The sequence below is a fragment of the Actinomycetota bacterium genome (assembly GCA_041658565.1).
Lineage (GTDB): Bacteria > Actinomycetota > AC-67 > AC-67 > AC-67 > JBAZZY01.
Map to the genome: position 1 here is coordinate 1 of JBAZZY010000063.1, position 3,910 is coordinate 3,910.

General features: G+C 62.5%; 4 protein-coding genes and 1 pseudogene. 2 read left to right on the forward strand and 3 right to left on the reverse strand.

The features are described 5' to 3' along the window. Positions 1-1,084, reverse strand: a 1,084-nt coding sequence (locus tag WDA27_14800; protein ID MFA5892193.1) for a site-2 protease family protein, incomplete at its 3' end; no start/stop codon positions are given. A 79-nt stretch (positions 1,085-1,163) separates the two neighbouring features. Between WDA27_14800 and WDA27_14805 the strand changes: the two genes are divergently transcribed. Further along, positions 1,164-1,394 carry a hypothetical protein gene (locus WDA27_14805; GenBank protein MFA5892194.1) on the forward strand — a complete coding sequence of 77 codons (231 nt, stop codon included), beginning with the start codon at positions 1,164-1,166 and terminating at the stop codon, positions 1,392-1,394. A gap of 358 nt (positions 1,395-1,752) precedes the next feature. Continuing rightward, positions 1,753-2,706, forward strand: coding sequence for a hypothetical protein (locus tag WDA27_14810; GenBank protein MFA5892195.1), 954 nt, complete (start codon positions 1,753-1,755; stop codon positions 2,704-2,706). A gap of 308 nt (positions 2,707-3,014) precedes the next feature. Here the strand turns inward: WDA27_14810 and WDA27_14815 are convergent. Together WDA27_14815 and WDA27_14820 are read right to left on the reverse strand one after the other, a co-directional pair. Then, positions 3,015-3,116: pseudogene (locus WDA27_14815) on the reverse strand (integrase). A 213-nt stretch (positions 3,117-3,329) separates the two neighbouring features. Then, a partial coding sequence (locus WDA27_14820) for a hypothetical protein (protein MFA5892196.1) occupies positions 3,330-3,910 on the reverse strand: 581 nt, incomplete at its 5' end.

Below are 3,910 nucleotides of genomic sequence, written 5' to 3' on the forward strand. Positions count from 1 at the left end.
GGACCATGAGCAGTTCACTCAGGTTTTCCGGCGTCAGATAACCGACAAGGCGACCCGCCGCATCGACCACCCCCACCCAGTGCGCGCTTGACTGCTGTAGCAACGCTACCGCCGCGGAAAGGTCCTCGCTCTGCGGCACGACGGGCACGTCGGGCGCCATCATCTCCAAAACCGGTGTCACGCCGCCCTTGTCGCGCAGCGTCTCGATGATTGCCTTGCGGGTCACCACCCCGCGCAATCGAGAGGCGCCATCGAGGACGGGAAACTCCTGTTGCGTCGTGCGCAGCAGCAGGGCCGCGGCATCGTCGGCCGTCGACATCACGCCCAGAGATTCAAACGCTGTGATCATGGCCTCGGTGACACGCCGCCCGCGCGTGGCCTCGCGCACCTCGACGTAGCCCGCCTCTCCTGCTGCGCCGAGAAAGATGAAGATGGCGATGAGCACGAGCAGCGGATTGCCCATGAAGCCGAGGATGGCGAAGACAACCGCCAGAGCCTGCCCGATGCGTGCGGCGACTCTGGTGCCGCGCGTGTAGCCGAGCCACATGGCCAGCAGGGCGCGCAGCACGCGCCCGCCATCCATGGGGAACGCGGGAATGAGATTGAACACCAGCAGCACGACGTTGGCGATGGCGACCTGGGCGAGAAACGAGGTCTGCAGTGCGGCGAGCGAAATCTGCTCGGGGACGAAGCGCAGGCCCAGTATGGCGATCAGCGCTAGGGCAATCACCGCATTGACCGCCGGCCCGGCGAGCGCCACGGCGATCTCTTGCGAGGGCTTCTCCGGCATGCGCTCCATGCTGGCGACGCCGCCGATGGGCAGCAGCGTGACGTCGGGTGTGCGGATGCCGTAGCGGCGCGCGGCCCAGATATGACCGAACTCGTGCAGGACCACGCAGCCGAACAGAACGATGATGAACAGCACGCCCGAGATGGCGTCCTGTGGTGTGCCGCGCGTCCATTGCACCGCCGCGATCCAGGCGAGCAGCAAGAGGAACGTCACGTGCATGCGGACAGCGGTGCCGCCGAGCGTGAAAAGTTTGATCGACCAGCCCACGGAGAGATCCAGTTCATCACCCGACATATAGGGTGGAAGCTCGCCGTCAACACCTTGTTAACCATTCTCTGGTGCCTCACGTCCGTTTGTAGAGGAGTACCGCGTGATGACCGATCAAATCTATTTTGAATATTGCGACGACATTCAACACCTGCTCGCCGAGGGAACACTGCAAAAAGACAGCGACGCCTACAGTGTCGCGCGACTGACCATCGACCTCGGCTTCGGCGCGCTCTCAAAAAGACATCGGTACATCTACGATAGCGTCATCACGCCAGCCCTCGCGGTACTCGCACGAGAGCAGGGCATCACGCCCGCAGCTAACGCCGCTCACTGACACCGCGAGCACAACCAGCACGTCATTCGTCGCTCAATGACGGGAACTCGCGAGCGCGCATTCCACAAAATCCGTGATGTGTCCCGCATCCAATTTCCACGTCCTCTTCATCCAGAATTCGTGACGTCCGAGCGATCGAACGTGGCAGCCCGACCGTCGCTGAGATCCGGCCCCTGTGGTACGGTGGGCACATTCCCTATCGCGTATGTCCCCCATTCCACGCGTCGCACGAAGCCCGCTGACCAACAAGCAGCCGCATGCGTGTCCCCACTGCGGAAGCCACGCACTCTCGCGCAGAGGCACGCGAAAGAAGAAGCTGGAGATCGTCCAACTGTGGCGCTGCGCATCCTGCAAGCGCATGTTCACGCCGGGCCCGGCGGCGCTGCACAACAAGACGTACCCGCTGCGCATGATCGTCGCGGCGCTCACCGACTATAATCTCGGCTACTCGCTCGCCGAAACGGCAGCGCGTCTCAAAAAGAAAACCAACCGCAGCGTTTCGCCTTCGACCATCACCGCGTGGCTGCACGAGTACAAACAGCACTCTAGCTATCGCCGCCTACGCTCAGCCGGCCTGGCCCGCTTCCCTGCCGCGCAGACCATTCGCTCCATCAAGCTTTATCACCGGCAGATCTATGCCTACGCCTACCACCGGCCGAAGCTGGAATTCGTGCGCGCCGGCACGCTCGACGACAAGCGCGAGAACAGTCCCGAGTCGACAGTGCGCTTCACGTCGCTGGCCAATTTCCTCGAGAACATTCCATCCATCTGCCCGCATGATCTGTTCCGCCGCGACGACGACCCGAAGGCGCGCGCCTCGCAAGCGCATCCCGAATTTGCCGACGTCTCGCGCATCATCGTCAATCGGAAGCAGAACGCGGCGACCGATGCAGCGGCCTTCATCATTCCGGCCGTTGGCAACAACAAGCTGCGGCACGAGACCTTGCAGCGCTTCATGCTCCCCAACGACAGCGTGACCATAGCCATCGAGATCCCCATCTGGCTCACCGAACCCGATATCGCAGCGCTTGAACGGCAGTACGCGATCGAAATTGCGCCCCGCGTAGACGAGCGGCCGAGGACGATTACCGGCCACATCGACTTCCTGCAGGTGCGCAACGGGGCCGTGCACATCCTCGACTACAAGCCGGATGCGCGGACCAGCAAGCCGATCGCACAGCTGGCCATCTACGCGCTCGCGCTCACGCGCCTCGTGCCCGGCCTCAAGCTGTTCGACATCAAATGCGCCTGGTTCAACGAAGACGAATACTGTGAGTTCTTCCCCCGCACATTGTTTGCTCGGTCTACATAGCCTTTCGATCTGATGGGAAGCGAACCGCCGCGCGGCAGAACGTCCCGACAGACTCCCGTAGCCAGTGTCACGCAAGCCTGGCTGCTGCTTTCGCGGTAGGTCGGGATAACCCGCGACACGTCGCGACCGCCCCGGACACACCGCGTCAGCCTACAATTTTTCTGTGGCTGCTCCTGACGGGAGAGCAGACTGAGTAACGCGCATATTTGACACGGACGGTCATGCCCCGGAGCGGCCGTCCGGGCCTCTGGTCGGCGCCGCAGATGCCGTCGCCGACCACGTCCGCTGACTGGATCATTCCGGACAGATCAGATGTCGATCGTTTCCGCGATCTCGATTGCGTCATCGACTTCGATACCGAGGTCGCGAACCGTGCTCTCGATCTTGGAATGACCAAGCGAGAGCTGGACTCGCGCAAATTGCCATCAACGCCATTGATGGTGTCAACGACAGATGCCGCTGGCGACGGTGAGCGCACTACGGCCGGTCGTGTTGGGTAACGCGCATTCAGCGAAAACCCGTGGCCGCCCCGCCATCGATGATCAGCAAACCGCACGCGCACTGCCGTTCGCGCCCGCTGGATGCGCTAAAGGCCCCCCGGCTTCGGCCGCGGGGCCGCTCTGTCAGTGTCGGTCGCGCATTCCCGCCACCCCGCCGGGATACAGTTGCGGCTTGCTGTTGATCTTGCGCGAGCCGCATTTAGAACACTTCATGCGCTTGGCAACGTCGGGAACTGGCGTGTCGGCCGGCAGCGGAACCGCCCCCGGCGTGACGTCGCGCTCGTGGCCACAGTCCGTGCAGTAGACCCACAGCAACTTGTCGTCGCGAACGAGATCACCGAGCGTGACGGGTGTGCTCACGCTGATTTCCTTCCTGACGGTAACGGCCTTTTTGCGGGCTGGCGGGTTCCTTCTTGCTTCCGCACGGCGCTGCTGCCAAATCTGGAAACGCCCTGTGGTCTTCTCTTTGTAAGTGCCGGCCTCGCCATCGAAGTAGTTCCATGCGCCGCCCCGCTTCAGGATGTACTCACAGAGCCGCACCTTGTCTGGGTTTGCGCTGTCAGCGTCAAAGTGGCGGTTAAGACGAAATGCGACTGCACCGATCAGCAAGTCAGCCACTTGCAGCGCTTGGACTTCGTGCGAGTGTAGAGACTTGACCTTGCGAACCGGATTATTTCTCGTGTCGCCAGCACGCATAAGCAGGC